Below are 14,332 nucleotides of genomic sequence, written 5' to 3' on the forward strand. Positions count from 1 at the left end.
ATCGAGGCATTCGAATTCACCCGGCGTGTTCGACACCTGTGTCAGCGCGCTCACCAGCACCTATGCCCACATGCACCCCAGGCACGAGAGAGCGGACACACAAGGTGGAGCAAAGTGGGGTGACGGTGGAATCGCGTGGCGAGAGTGGGGTGATCACCGGCGGGTCTGGCCGGTACGACCAGCTCCGCACGACAGCAGGGCCGCGCATCTCGACGATGCGCGGCCCCGGTCAGCTGACTGACGTGGTGGAGGGTTACTCCTGTTCGAAACGACGGTTGAAGCGGTCCTCCATGCGTTCGGAGAACTTGCGGCTCGATCCACCGCCCTTGCGCTTGGACTGGCCGGTGCCGCCGGACTGGTCGGTCGACGACTGCGCTTCGGATCCCTTGGAGCCGAAACCCCACAGCGCCATCAAACCGGCGCCGAACATGACGAGGAACCCGACAAGACTCAGAATCGGGAAACCGCCGATGGTGACGTTGACGACCAGACCACCGATGAGCAGAACCAACCCGACGACGAAGATGACCGCCGCCTGGGCACGCCTGCGCGTGGTGGAGCCACCGAGACGTCGACGACGGACGCTCGAAGCGAACTTCGGATCCTCCGCGTACAGCGCGTTCTCGATCTGTTCGAGCATTCGCTGCTCGTGCTCCGAGAGTGGCACCGCCCCTCCTCCTCAAACAGATCACAGTTCCGACCACTCCGTGACCACCGGACGATGGCTTCGAAGAAGGCGCGAACCCGCACGCTCGCGGGCTCTTCCACAATGATACGAGCTTGTGGATTCTGCGACCACTATAACCGTGTGACGTCTTCGATTTGCCCGGTGGATCATCTCCGCCGGGTGGGTCGGACCACGGCAACCGACGCCCGGTCAGGCCGAACGGGCGACCTGATCGTGACGGACTCCCCGCTCGTAGTCGGTGATGACGGCATCGACGTCGTCGAGCAGCCCGCGCACCCGGCCCTCGATGTCGACGATGTCGGCATGACCGATGGTGCGGTCGAGACCGGCCTCGATGTCGGAGCGCAGACGCGACATGCCCGCGAAGTAAGAGGCCGCCGCGGCCAGCGACGGCACCGCTCGGGGCAACCGAGCCCAGGCGCTGTTCGAGGTGCGGCGCGCACCGGGGTTCTCGCGAACCGCCAACGCCGCTCCCGCACCACGCAGGGCGGCGACGTACAACAGCCGGAAACGCTCGAGGTGATCAGTGGTGGCGACAGCCTGTCCGACCAGCTCATCCGCGCGGGACAACAGGTCACGCGCCTGCCAGATGGCCCGCGGGTCGGGCGCGGTCACCGCTGCCCCCCGTGCGCGGTTGCTCCGTGCCGTGGTTCCCATTTCCACCACCTCCCTGGCGTGCTCCGCTGTCGACCGATCTGGTCCGGTACAACGCGATCCGATCTCCAGAGCATCCCCGCACCCTCTGACATCCGAGCCGACGTGGGTCGATGCCCACGCCCGGTCCGATGTGTGATGACGGGTCCGGTGGCAGGCGCTTCCCTCGCCCACCACCGGACCGTGGCCGTCGGGTCACAAGTCACTCGCGCTTGCGGAGGTTGAGTACTCGAACACCCGTTCGACCTATTCAATATAACGGGAGCGGTGGCCGGAGTTCAAGGGCCGAGCCGGTCCGCACAGCGACACACCGACCCGACACACCGATACAGGCAGGCGCACCCGTGACCATCCGACTGGTGGAGCTCTCCCCGAGAGATCTCGGCAGCTGGCTGGACCCCGCGTTGTCGGTCTACGTGACCGCCATGGAGTACCCACGCGGCACCGAGAGCCACCGCGCCCCGCTGTGGCGCGAACATGCCCGCAGACCGGGATGGCAGGGCATCGCCGCCGTGCGGTCCGAACCCGGCGCGCGGACCGACACGCTGGTGGGCATCGCCTACGGCTATCGAGGCGGCCCCGGACAGTGGTGGAACGACCAGCTCGCGGCGGGTCTGCGGCGCGCGGGTCGCACCCGACCGCAGATCGACGACGTGGTCACCGACTACTTCGAACTCACCGAACTGCACGTGCACCCGGTCGCGCAGGGACAGGGGGTGGGTCAACTGCTGCTGATGCGGCTGCTGCGCGATCGCGAGGAACGCCGCGTGCTGCTCTCGACCCCCGAGGTGGCGGGCGAGAGCAACCGGGCGTGGCATCTGTACCGACGACTCGGCTTCACCGACGTGTTACGGGGGTTCACCTTCACCGGTGACCCGCGTCCGTTCGCGGTGTTGAGTCGGGCGTTACCCCTGTAGGGCGTCGCGGTGAACGCGCAATCCGCCGACGTGGTGGTGATCGGTGCCGGACACAACGGGCTCATCGCCGCCGCCTACCTGGCCGCCGCCGGTCAGGACGTGCTGGTGGTGGAACGCGACGAGGTGCCCGGTGGGGCGGTGAGCACGGTCGAACGCTTCCCCGGTTATCGAGTGGACCGCGGTTCGTCGGCGCACATCATGATCCGGCACACGCCGATCATCGATGAGCTGCGACTGACCGACCACGGGTTGCATTATCTCGACTGCGACCCGTGGGGTTTCGCCCCGGCCACCGCCGACGGACCGGCCATCGTCTTGCACACCGATCTCGACCGCACCTGTGCGTCCATCGCCGAGGCGTGTGGTCAGCGCGACGCCGACGCGTACCGCACCTTCGTCGGGGTGTGGGCGCCACGGGGCCGAGCCCTGGTACGCGCCTTCTGCGGGCCACCGGGCCCGGTGGCCATGGCGCGCGCGTTCTGGGGTCTGCCCACCCGCGACGGGACCACCGGCCGTGATGCCGGTGGCATGTTGTCGCGGGAATTCCTGCAGTCCGGTGACGACCTGCTCGACAGCTGGTTCACCTGCGAGCGCCTCAAGGCCGCGCTGGCCTGGTTCGGCGCCCAGTCGGGACCGCCGATGAGCGAGCCCGGAACCGCGCCGATGGTCGGGTATGCCGCGCTGCTCCACGACATGCCGCCGGGACGGGCGGTCGGTGGCAGCGGTGCGCTGACCGACGCACTGATGAGCGTGCTCGCGACACACGGGGCACGGGTGCGCACCGGGTGCGCGGCGACGGCGATCCGCGAGTCGCCGGCGGGACCGACGGTCGAGTTGGCCGACGGCAGCGCCGTGCGCGCCCGGCGGGTGGTCGCCGCGTGTCACGTGTTGACCACCCTGGACCTGCTGGACGGTGGCGGGTTCGACCGAGCCACATCGGACCGGTGGCGGCGCGACATCGTGGTCGGCAACGGCATCGGGATGGCGGTGCGCGTCGCCGCCGACGCCCTGCCGCAGTACGCCGGACTGCCGGACGACCTGCCCGAACACGGGGTGCACTCCGCCCTCGGCCTGCTGGTGACCGACCGGGCCCAGCTGTCGCTGGCCCACGGGCAGGCCGCCGCCGGCGTCCTCCCCGACCGACCCGCCCTGGTCGCGATGAGCTACTCGGCCATCGACCCCACACTCGCACCGCCCGGACGTGCATCACTCACCTTGTGGGCGCAATGGCATCCCCGACGGCTCGCCGGTGGACGCGATTGGTCCACCACGGCCGGTGCCGCGACCGCGGGCGTCCTCGCCGAGTTCGAGCGCCACGCACCCGGCTTCGGCGACGGGATCCGCGACGTGTACACCCAGACGCCGGAGGATCTGGAGACCGAACTCGGTCTGCGGGGCGGCAACATCATGCACGTGGAGATGTCGCTGCCGAACATGTTCACCCTGCGGCCGCACCCCGATCTCGCCGGCCGCCGAGTTCCCGGTGCCGACGGGGTGATCCTGGCCGGTGCCTCCACCCACCCCGGCGGCGGGGTCAACGGTGCGGCAGGCCGTGCCGCGGCGGCCATGATCCTGGGCACCGACACCCTGCGCTCACGGGCCGCAGGCGCACTACGTCGCGCGGTACGCGGCCGTCGGACGTGAACCGGCCGTCGTCGACCGTCGCGGTGATCGCGTTGGGGGTCTGCATCGCCGCGCAGATCACCTATCCGCTGGTCACCGCATCCACTCGGGACGCGACCACCGTGGCGGTGGTCCTCGCCGGGGTGGTCGCGATGGTCGCCCATGCCCGGGCGGTCGGCACGTCCCGGCGCACCGTGGCCTGGATGGTGGCGGTTCCGCTCGTGACCTTCGTTGCCGAGACGGTGGGCACCAGGACCGGATTCCCGTTCGGCGCCTACCACTACGCGACCGACCGAGTCGGTCCCGCGGTGGCGTCGGTGCCGCTGGTGGTGACCCTGGCCTGGTTCGTGGGGGTGTACTCGGTGTGGCGGGTGGCCTGCTGGGTGTTCCCACGCCGTCGGGTGGTGCGGGTGGTCACCGCGGTCGTCGCGATGCTCGGCTGGGACCTGTACCTGGACCCGCAGATGGTCGCCGAAGGGCTATGGACCTGGGAACATCCGCACCCGGCGCTGCCCGGAGTCCCGGACGTCCCGCTGACCAACTACGCCGGCTGGGTGCTGGTCGCCGTGGTGGTGTTCGCGCTGGTGGCAGTGCTCGACCGCGTTCGAGGCGGTCATCGGGGGTTCCCGGTGGTCCCGGGTGTCTGGTTCGCGTGGACCTGGCTCGGGTCGGCGCTGGCGCATCTGGTGTTCCTGGACGATCGGCAGCTGGCCGTCGGAGTGCCCTATGGCCTGGTCGCGATGGGGGTGCTCGGGGTGCCCGCGGCCATCCGCGCGATCGAGAAACGGACGGGCCGGACGCGGTGAGAGTCGAGTCGGTGCCGCCGATCGCCGCGGTCACCTGGCACGATGATCCTGTGCCGCATTCTTCCACCGCACGTGCCACGACCACGGGCCGCCGTACCGCCCGGATCGGGCTCGTCGCGACCGTGCTGTTGCTGCTCTGTTCGCCGCTGCTGTCCGGTTGCCTGCAGTCGTCGTCCTACGTCGGAGACCGGCTGTGGGGTGACTTCGTGCTGGCCGAGAAGAACCCGCTGACCGGCAAGGGACCGCAGGTCGACGTACCGCAGTCGATGGCGGGCAACGTCTCGGCGAGCGAGTACAAGCAGGGTGAGATGGTGGGCACCCGGGTCACCTACAACGAGATCAGCATGGGTCAGTTCAACCAGCTCGGTGACCTGATCGGTGAGGCCTACCCCGACTCGACGGTCACCATGGACCTCACCGCCAAACGCAGCGGTGACGTGGTGCGCTTCCGCGGTTCGGGTGACCTGTCGGCGCTGACCGCGGGCAAGGACTACGTGGAGTTCACCGTCCGGTTCTCCGGCCCGGTGTCGGCGAGCAACGGCAAACAGACCACCGACGACTCGGCGACGTGGACCCCCGACCCGTCGCAGCAGGTGCAGATGACCGCCGAGGCCGACTATCCGGATCCGAGCACCGCTGCCTTCGGCGACTGGACCTGGCTGCTGGCCGGGATCACCCTGCTGGTGGTGCTCGCGGTCATCGGCTTGGCGTATGTCTTCCGCGACCGCTCCCCTCGGCCCGGCACGCCGACCGCCGAGAAGGATTCCCGACCGCGGGCCGAGCGGACCTGACGCCGCGCCGGATGCGCAGCGTCGCCGGGTGGGCACCGGTGGTGGTCGCGGCCGTCAACCTCGCGATCGCCGTCGACAACGCACGCCGGTTCCACCGGCTCGACATCCCACACGCCCCGGTCGACACGACTGTCTGGGTGCTGATCCCCGCTCGCGACGAGGCAGCACGGATCGGTCCCCTGATCGCCGATCTGCGGGCCCAGTCCGGTCTCGCCGACCTCCGGGTCCGGATCCTCGACGACGCGTCCACCGACCAGACCCTCGCGGTCGCCGACCGGGCGGTCGACGGTGATCCCCGGTTCGCGGTGCTGGCATCGGCGGCCGCGCCGGCCGACGGTGCGAACCCCAAGGTGGCCGCGCTGCTGACCCTGCTGGACCGCGGGGTCGCGGACGGGACGTCCGACGATCTGGTGATGTTCCTCGACGCCGACGTCCGGCTCTCCCCCGACGCCGTCCCCCGGGCGGCGGCCACGTTCGGCGCGATCACCGCGGACCGCCGTCGTCGGCGGCTACCGGAACCAGGGCTGCTCACCGTCTGGCCCGCCGAGCTGGCCCACGGATGCTTGCAGCAGCTGGTGCAGCCGCTGCTGGCGTGGTCCTGGCTGACGAGTGTCCCGCTGCGCGTGACACAGGGCTCGCTCCGGCCGTCGACGGCGATCGCCAACGGTCAGTTCCTGGTCACCCGACTCGGCACCTACCTCGGGGCGGGCGGACACCGACCGGTGATCGGCGCCGCCGCCGAGGACCTGGCGCTGGCACGACACCTGCGGACGCTCGGATGGGGTACCGAGATCCGCTGTGGCGCCGACACCGCACACTGCCGGATGTACGAGGACGACCACGGTGCCCGCGAGGGGTACCGCCGTTGGCTGGCCGAGCAGTTCGGCGGTGATGCGGGCGCGCTGGCGGTCGCGGCCGTGGTGGTGAGCGTGTACTCGCTGCCCGCGGTCACGCTGGTGTTCGGCACCCGGCGGGTCCGGGCGGCGATCGCCATCGGCCTCGCCGTGACCTCACGACTGCTCAGCAGGCGCGTCGAATGCGGTCGACTGACCGCCGCAGACCTGGCCGGCGCGATAGGTCACCCACTGTCGGCGACGGTGTTCGCCGCCGCGGTCACCGACTCCGTGGTCGCCCGACGGCGCGGGCACCGCAGTTGGCGCGGCCGACGCATCGGTTGACACGACTCAGCTCATCCACCCACGGGTGTGAGCACGTCCAGGCCGAGCCGGGTGAGCACCTCACTGGTCGCGCGCGCGAAGTTCAGGCAACAGAAGTGCAGGGAGGGCGCGCCCTCGGCGATCAACCGTTCCGACAGCTCGGTGGCCAGGTCTATGCCGACGGCTCGCACGGCCTCCCGATCCTCCTCGGGTCCGTCGCCCGCCGCCGCGGTCAACCGGGCCTCGACGGCAGGCGGGATGCTCGCCCCGGACAGCTCGACCATCCGCCGCAACGACTTCAGTGAGGTGATCGGCATGATGCCGGGGATGAGCGGCTTGCGGCCCTGTTCGGGGTCCATCGCCGACACCCGGTCACGCAGCCGGAGATAGTCGTCCACATCGAGGAACATCTGGGTGATCGAGTACTCGGCGCCCGCGCGCAGCTTCCCGACCAGATGGCGGGTGTCGTGATCGAGGTCGGGGGCACGATGATGACCCTCCGGGAACGACGCCACACCGACGTGGAAGTCACCGAGGTCGCGCACCATGCGGACCAGTTCCTCCGCGTATTCCACCCCGTCGGGGTGCTTGATCCATTCACCGAGCGGATCGCCGGGCGGGTCACCGCGCAACGCCAGGATGTTGGTGATGCCCTCGTCGGCGTAGGCACCGACCATCGCACGCAGTTCGGACACGCTGTGCGACACCGCGGTCAGGTGCGCCACCGGCAGCAGCGTGGTCTCGCGGGCCAGTTGCCCGGTGATCCGGGCCGTGCGCTCGCGGGTGGAACCTCCTGCGCCGTAGGTCATGGACACGAACGCCGGTCGCATACGTTCGAAGATGCGGACGGCCCGCCACAACCGGGCCTCGGCCGCGGCGTCGCGAGGTGGCATGAACTCCACCGAGAAGGGCACGGGATCGGAATTCGGGCGGTGGATGACGGCGCCGGGGTGCTTCAGCCGTTCGACGATCGACGACTGGGGACTGGCGTTGCTCACCGGCCCAGCATACGGACACAGGGGGTACACCTTCGGACACCGAGGGGACACGGACACGAACGCCCACCGGCCGGACACGTAATGTTGGCGGTATGAGGCACCGACCCGAGGTCCGCGGGTGACATCCGCGCCCGACACCGGTGTCACGGGTGCGACGGCCCCAGGCGCTCAGCCCTCTCGGACGCCCCGCCGGCTCGCCGACGTGCCGTCGGCGGCGGCCGCGGCCCTCACCGATTTCCTGGACAGTCGTACCGCTCTGACGGGCGCGGTGTCACCGGTGTTCGCCGACGCCGTCGCCGAGATGCGCGCGTTCGTGCTGCGCGGTGGCAAGCGGGTGCGCCCCACCTTCGCGTGGTCGGGGTGGCGATGTGCGGGCGGTGGGGTCGACGTCCCGGAGGCGACGGCGACGCTGCAGGTGTGCGCGGCACTGGAACTGATCCAGGCCTGTGCCCTGATCCACGACGACATCATCGACCTGTCCGACACCCGACGCGGCTTCCCCACCGTGCACCGCGAGTTCGCCGCCCGACACCGCGACCACGGATGGGCAGGCGACTCCGACCATTTCGGGATGTCCACCGCGATCCTGCTCGGCGACCTGGCGTTGAGCTGGTCCGATGACATGGTCGCCGACGCCGGTCTGGCGCCCGAGGCGCGCGACCGGATGGCCCCCATCTGGGCGGCGATGCGCACCGAGGTACTCGGTGGTCAGTACCTCGACATCCTGTCCGAGGCGACCGGCGACGAGTCGCCCGAGGCCGCGCGCCGGGTGATGCGGTTCAAGACGGCCGCCTACACCGTGACCCGACCGCTGCAGCTCGGTGCCGCCCTCGCGGGCGCGTCCGACGACCTGCTCGCGTCGCTGGCCACCGTGGGTGACGATCTCGGCACCGCATTCCAGCAGCGCGACGACCTGTTGGGGGTGTTCGGTGACCCGGCACAGACCGGCAAACCGTCGGGTGACGACCTGGTGGCGGGCAAACGCACCGCATTGCTGGCCGATGCCCTGGCCCGGGCCGACGACAACGACCCGGCCGCGGCCCGCCTGCTGCGGGCTTCCGTCGGCCACCCGCTCACCGACACCCAACTCAGTGAGATCCGGGGCGTGCTCACCGATCTGGGTTCGGTCGCCGCAGTGGAGGACGACATCGCCGCCCGGGTGGAGGCCGCCGTGACCGAACTGCGGTCGGGACCCGCCGACCCCGGCGCCGCCGACGACCTCATCGCGTTCGGCCGCCGCCTCGCCGACCGCGCAGCCTGATGGGCGACGCACCAGACGTCGTCGTCGTCGGCGCCGGACTGTCCGGTCTGTCGGCGGCGCTGCGATTGCAGGGCGTCGGTGCACAGGTCACCGTCGTCGACCCCGCCCCGCGCCCCGGCGGCAAGGTCCGCACCGAGTACATCGGCGGACACGCGTTCGACATCGGGGCGACGGTGTTGACCATGCCCGCCCTGATCGAGGACGCGATGTCCGCGGTCGGTGTGACGCCCGACGAGACCAGGGCCCGACTGGGGTCGGTCCGCCTCGACCCCGCGTACTGGATGCGTTACGCCGACGGCAGCGCCCTACAGGTGCACCGCGACCCGGTACGGTTCGCCGACGCCATCGAGGACACCTTCGGTGCGGACCAGCGGTCCGGGTACCTACGGCTGCGCGACTGGTTGTCGCGACTCTACGACGTGGAGTTCGACACCTTCGTCGACCGCGACTTCGACGGTCTGGCCGACTTTTTCGCCCCGGACACCCGGTCGAGGGCCGCGCGGCTGGTCGCCATGGGCGGGTTACGCACCCTGACCTCGGCGATCGGGCGATTCGTCAGCGACCCACGACTGCAGCGGGTGTTCACCTTCCAGGCGCTCTACGCCGGGGTGCCGCCGAACCGGGCACCGGCGATCTACGCGATCATCTCGCACATGGACGTCGGGCTCGGCGTTTACTACTGCCGTGGCGGTATGGGCACCGTCGGCGACGTGATGGCCGAGGCGTTCACCGCCGCCGGCGGTCGGATGGTGCTCGGTACAGCGGCCACCGGGGTGCGGGTGAGCGGCGGCCGTGCGCGTGCGGTGACCACCACAGACGGTGATCTCGACTGTGCCGCCGTGGTTCTCGGTACCGACACACCCGTCACGGAGCGTCTGCTCCCGCAAGCCGCCCGCCGGCGCCGCATCCGGTGGTCGCCCAGCGCCGTGGTGGTGCACGGCACCCTGCCCACCACGGTCACCGACTCCTGGCCGGGCGGGCATCACACCCTCGACTTCGGCGCCGCCTGGGACGAGACGTTCCGGGAGATCACCGCCACCCCCGGACGACTGATGACAGATCCGTCGTTCCTGCTCACCCGACCCGGCCGCACCGACCCGGACACCTTCATCCGCGACGGGCTGGAGTCGGTGTCGGTGCTGGCCCCGTGTCCCAACCTGCACTCCGCCGATCTGCGTTGGGATGTCATCTCTCGCCCCTACGTCGCGGAGATACTCGACGTCCTCGAGCGTCGCGGTTACCCGGGGATCTCGGGACTACGGGTGCTCCGCGTCGACGATCCGTCCACCTGGGCATCAGCGGATATGCCTGCGGGCACGCCGTTCTCGGCGGCGCACACCCTGTTGCAGACCGGGCCGTTGCGTACCCCGACCACCGTGCCGGGGGTGGCCAACGTGGTGTTGTCCGGTGCGCAGACGCTGCCCGGGGTCGGTATCCCACCGGTGTTGGTGTCCGGGGGTCTGGCCGCGCGCCGAGTGTCCCGTCTTGTCGGTCTGCCGCGGAGCTGAGCGCGGCGTGTCCACCATCGAACTCGGTACCCACGGCGCGACCGCCCGATTCCGGCGCAGCCCGGTCGGGCGGATGGTGATCACCGGGGTGATCGGGTCGGTACTCGTCGCAGTCGGCAGTTTCGGTGTCGGTGACATCCCACGGAACAACGCGTGGCTGCAGAACGTGGGCCTGTCATGGGTGTACTACGGCCATGGCAAGTCGTTGCTGAATGTCGTGTTCTGGGCCGGGGTCGTGCTGCTGGTGCTCGCGTGGATCCGATTGGGACGGCTGTTCTTCGGTGATCGCGGCGCGGGTGATCGTCCGGCGGTGCCGACCCGGGTCCTGCAATGGTCGGCGCTGTCGTGGGCGGCACCGTTGATGGTGGCCGTCCCCGTGTACAGCCGTGACGTGTACGCCTACCTCGCCCAGGGCGCGCTGTTGCACCACGGGTTCGATCCGTACGCCGACGGCCCGGTGCATCGTCCCGGTCCGCTGCTGGATTCGATGGCACAGGTATGGGCCACCACCACCGCCCCCTACGGTCCGCTGTTCATGACGCTGACCCGGGCGGTCACCGCCCTCACCGGTGACCACGCCATCGCCGGCGTGCTGGCCATGCGGATCGTGATGCTGCCCGGACTGTTGCTCACGCTCTGGGCCATCCCCCACCTGGCCCGGCACTTCGGCAGTTCGGTGCCCGCGAGCCTGTGGTTGGTGGCGTTCAACCCGATGCTGCTCATCCACCTCGTCGGCGGGCCGCACGTGGAACTGCTGATGATGGGGGTGCTGGCCGCGGGGCTGGTCTTGGTGCTGCGCGGATCCCACGTCAGCGGGGTGGTGGTGCTGGCACTGGCCACCGCCATCAAGATCACCGCAGGGGTCGCCCTGCCGTTCGTCCTCTGGATCTGGTTGGCCCACCTGCGGGAACGACGTGCGGTGCGGCCGGTGGACGTGGCCCGGGTGTTCGCGGCGATCGTCGGATGCTCGGTGGTGGTGTTCGGGGTGTTCACCCTGATGGTCGGTCACGGCCTCGGTTGGCTGACCGGTCTGGGCTGGGCCGACCGGATCATCAACTGGCTCACCATCCCCACCCTCGTCGCCCACGTCATCACCGTGGCCGCGGCGCCGTTCACCGCGTTGCACCTGTTGCCGGTGCTGTCGGTGACCAGGACCGTGGGCTCGGTGGTGCTGGCGGTGGTACTGCTTGTTTGCTGGTGGCGGTTCCGTGCTTCGGAACGATCGGCGATGCTCGGTATGACCCTCGCGCTGCTCGCGGTGCTGCTGTTGGAGCCGTCCACGCTGCCCTGGTACTACACCTGGGCCCTGGTGCCCGCCTCGGCGTTCGTCCTGTCGCGACGGGTGGCGGCGGTGATCGCCGGTTGCTGTGTGCTGCAACTGATCGTCTTCCAGCCCGACGACTCGATCCTGCTGTACGAACCGGTGCCCGTGGTGATCTGTCTCGCCGTCGCCGCGGTCGCCGGGTGGTCGCTGATCGGCAGACCGCGCCGACCGACGACCCGTCTCCACACCGCGGGGGACGTGCGATGACCACACCGTCCCGACGCCTCGGATATCGACAGGCCCGCGCCGTCACCGCCGAGCACGGAACCACCTACTACCTCGCGACCCGACTGCTGACGCCACCGCAGCGTCGCGCGGTGCACGCCCTGTACGCCTTCGCCCGGCGCGTGGACGACATCGTCGACGTGGACACGGCGGTGGACGTGGATCACGCAGACGTCGGTGACCGGGTCGCAGCGACCGCCGCCATCGACGCCATCGAGACCGAACTGTTCGCCGGGTTGGCGGGCACGACGGTCACCGATCCGGGTCTCGACGCACTGGTCGACACCATCGACACCTTCGCGATACCGCACCATCACTTCCGCGCGTTCCTGCGTTCGATGCGGATGGACGCACCGTCGGATCCACTGTTCCGCAATCGCTACCACAACCAGGACGAGCTCGCGGAGTACATGTACGGGTCGGCGGCGGTGATCGGCCTGCAACTGCTGCCGGTGCTCGGCACCACGACCGGTGGGTCGCTCACCGAGGCCGGTCGTGCCGCGGCGTCGCTGGGTGTCGCCTTCCAGCTCACCAATTTCATCCGCGACGTCGGCGACGACCTGAACCGCGATCGGGTGTACCTGCCCCTCGACGATCTCGCAGCGTTCGGGGTGGACGAGGAGATGCTGTGGGCCTGCCGCCGCACCGGACGTTCCACCCCCGAGCTGCAGCGGGCACTGGCCCACCAGATCGCGGTCACCCGGGCCGAATACCGCCGCGCCGAAACCGGTATCGCGTTGCTCGCCCCCCGGAGTCGACCGGCCATCCGCACCGCGTTCGAGCTCTACCGCGACATCCTCGCCGAGGTGGAGGCGGCCGACTTCCACATCATGCGCACGCGGGTTCGCGTCGGTACCGCCCAGCGATTGCGTCGAGCCGGTCGGGCTTCGCTCGGCCGGTGGTCGGTCGGCTCAGCCTGACGGGGAACGATCAGGCTGACGGGTACGTCCGGGCAACAGGAACGACAGGGCCGCGCCCAGGAGGGTGAGACCGGTTGCCCACCAGAAGGCTTGGTGGAACCCGGATGTTGCGCTCCCACCGCCCCGGGCGGCCGACTCCAGGACGACCGCGAGCACCGCGGTGCCGAAGGATCCGCCGACCTGCTGGGCGACTCGGGTGATGATGCTGGCGTCGGGCATCTGCTGCGGGGCGATGCCGACGAAGGACACGGTCATGATCGGCGTCATCACCAACCCGAGACCGACCCCGCGGATCAGCAGCACCACCATCAGCCACCAGGTCGCCGTGTCTGTCCCGGCGAGCGCGAAGGGCACGGTGGCCGCCGCGAGGATCACGAAGCCCAGCACCGACACGGGCCGGGGTCCGATGTCGTCCGTCAGCCGTCCACCCAGCGTGCGTGAGAGCAGTGCACCGACGCCCTGCGGGATGAGCAGCAGCCCGGCACCCAACGCCCCCTGACCGCGCAGCTGCTGGAAGTACAACGGCAGCAGCAACATCGCGCCGTACAGAGCAATCGCCATCACCGCGAGCAGGAACGATCCGACCGCCAGCGGCCGGTGGGTGAACAACCGGACATCGAGCAACGCACGGCTGCCGCGGCGCAATCCCCACCCGACGAACAGCGCGGTCAGGATGACGCCGATCACCACCGGGGCCCACACGTCACCGCGGCCGAATCCCCCGTTCTTGCTGACATTGCTCAACCCGAAGATCACCCCGACCAGACCGGGGACGATGAGCAGTAGCCCGCCGACGTCGAGCGACGGCCTCGGGCCGGGCGCCGGCCGGTCGTCCGGCAGGATCCGCCAGGCCAACCACGCTCCGACCACGCAGAACGGCACGTTGACCAGGAAGAGCCACGGCCAGTCGAGCCAGTGCAGGATGATCCCGCCGATGACCGGTCCGACGATCGGCCCCAGCGAGGCGGGTAGCCCGATCAGGGCCATCAAGCGGCCCATGCTCTGACCGCGGGCGGCCTGCATGATGAGGGTCATCATCAACGGCATCATCACGCCACCTCCGAGCCCCTGGACCACCCGGAAGGCGATGAGACTCGGCGCGTCCCAGGCCAGCGCACACAGCACCGATCCCAGCAGGAACACCCCCAGCGCCAGTATCCAGAGGCGTTTCCCGCCCAGGCGCGACTGCAGCCAACTCGACGGCGGGATGGCCACGAACATCGCCAGCAGATAGGCGGTGCTGACCCACTGGATGGTGCCGAGCGAGGCGTGCAGATCCTCGGTGAGTTGTCGAAGCGCGATACTGACGATCGTCGCGTCGAAGATGACCGCGATGCCGCCGGCGATGACAGCCATCGCGATGCGTACGACGTGCGGATCGAGTTTCGTCGGCGCCGATGGCGCGGTGTCGGAGGACACAGGTCGGGTCATGAGGCCACCTAAGATGCGTGTGTGTATCT

The 14,332-nt window shown here is 69.8% G+C and carries 13 protein-coding genes; 9 read left to right on the forward strand and 4 right to left on the reverse strand.

The genetic code is table 11. The features are described 5' to 3' along the window. Window positions 1-253: 253 nt before the first annotated feature. Window positions 254-667: a DUF3040 domain-containing protein gene (locus BW971_RS17960; protein ID WP_076482421.1), complete on the reverse strand. Its 414-nt coding sequence runs from the start codon at window positions 665-667 to the stop codon at window positions 254-256. Window positions 668-877: 210 nt separating this feature from the next. Continuing rightward, window positions 878-1,345, reverse strand: a complete 468-nt coding sequence (locus BW971_RS17965) for an SAV_6107 family HEPN domain-containing protein (RefSeq protein WP_076482423.1) — start codon at window positions 1,343-1,345, stop codon at window positions 878-880. A gap of 341 nt (window positions 1,346-1,686) precedes the next feature. Between BW971_RS17965 and BW971_RS17970 the strand changes: the two genes are divergently transcribed. From BW971_RS17970 to BW971_RS17990, 5 genes are read left to right on the forward strand one after another with little or no spacing between them, the layout of a single operon-like run. After that, window positions 1,687-2,259 carry a GNAT family N-acetyltransferase gene (locus tag BW971_RS17970; RefSeq protein WP_076482425.1) on the forward strand — a complete coding sequence of 191 codons (573 nt, stop codon included), beginning with the start codon at window positions 1,687-1,689 and terminating at the stop codon, window positions 2,257-2,259. Window positions 2,260-2,268: 9 nt separating this feature from the next. Further along, the gene (locus tag BW971_RS17975; protein WP_076482427.1) at window positions 2,269-3,903 is read left to right on the forward strand and encodes a phytoene desaturase family protein; all 1,635 of its coding nucleotides are present in this window, start codon (window positions 2,269-2,271) and stop codon (window positions 3,901-3,903) included. Further along, a complete protein-coding gene (locus BW971_RS17980; RefSeq protein ID WP_076482429.1) occupies window positions 3,900-4,688 on the forward strand; it encodes a carotenoid biosynthesis protein in 789 nt (262 codons plus the stop codon). Before BW971_RS17975 ends, BW971_RS17980 begins: the two co-directional genes overlap by 4 nt. 50 nt (window positions 4,689-4,738) lie before the next feature. After that, a complete protein-coding gene (locus tag BW971_RS17985) occupies window positions 4,739-5,479 on the forward strand; it encodes an LppM family (lipo)protein (protein ID WP_076482492.1) in 741 nt (246 codons plus the stop codon). A gap of 11 nt (window positions 5,480-5,490) precedes the next feature. Further along, entirely contained in the window at window positions 5,491-6,657 is a 1,167-nt protein-coding gene (locus tag BW971_RS17990) for a glycosyltransferase family 2 protein (protein ID WP_076482431.1), read from the forward strand. Between the two features lie 11 nt (window positions 6,658-6,668). Here BW971_RS17990 and BW971_RS17995 read toward each other — a convergent pair whose 3' ends face one another. Beyond that, a complete protein-coding gene (locus BW971_RS17995; RefSeq protein ID WP_083710302.1) occupies window positions 6,669-7,634 on the reverse strand; it encodes a methylenetetrahydrofolate reductase in 966 nt (321 codons plus the stop codon). Window positions 7,635-7,752: 118 nt separating this feature from the next. Between BW971_RS17995 and BW971_RS18000 the strand changes: the two genes are divergently transcribed. From BW971_RS18000 to BW971_RS18015, 4 genes are all read left to right on the forward strand, one after another. Continuing rightward, on the forward strand, window positions 7,753-8,895 hold the full coding sequence (locus BW971_RS18000) for a polyprenyl synthetase family protein (RefSeq protein ID WP_407701235.1): 1,143 nt from the start codon (window positions 7,753-7,755) through the stop codon (window positions 8,893-8,895). After that, window positions 8,895-10,403: a phytoene desaturase family protein gene (crtI, locus tag BW971_RS18005; protein ID WP_076482435.1), complete on the forward strand. Its 1,509-nt coding sequence runs from the start codon at window positions 8,895-8,897 to the stop codon at window positions 10,401-10,403. Before BW971_RS18000 ends, crtI begins: the two co-directional genes overlap by 1 nt. Before the next feature lie 73 nt (window positions 10,404-10,476). Then, window positions 10,477-11,934 (forward strand): alpha-(1->6)-mannopyranosyltransferase A, encoded by a 1,458-nt coding sequence (locus BW971_RS18010; RefSeq protein ID WP_083710306.1) that lies wholly within the window; start codon window positions 10,477-10,479, stop codon window positions 11,932-11,934. After that, window positions 11,931-12,872, forward strand: coding sequence for a phytoene/squalene synthase family protein (locus BW971_RS18015; protein WP_076482494.1), 942 nt, complete (start codon window positions 11,931-11,933; stop codon window positions 12,870-12,872). Before BW971_RS18010 ends, BW971_RS18015 begins: the two co-directional genes overlap by 4 nt. On the opposite strand, the gene BW971_RS18020 is transcribed toward BW971_RS18015, so the two are convergent. Continuing rightward, window positions 12,864-14,303 carry an MDR family MFS transporter gene (locus BW971_RS18020; protein ID WP_076482439.1) on the reverse strand — a complete coding sequence of 480 codons (1,440 nt, stop codon included), beginning with the start codon at window positions 14,301-14,303 and terminating at the stop codon, window positions 12,864-12,866. The genes BW971_RS18015 and BW971_RS18020 overlap by 9 nt on opposite strands. Between the last annotated feature and the right edge of the window lie 29 nt (window positions 14,304-14,332).

Origin of the sequence: Williamsia sterculiae, assembly GCF_900156495.1 — a bacterium.
In the GTDB taxonomy this organism is placed as follows: domain Bacteria; phylum Actinomycetota; class Actinomycetes; order Mycobacteriales; family Mycobacteriaceae; genus Williamsia_B; species Williamsia_B sterculiae.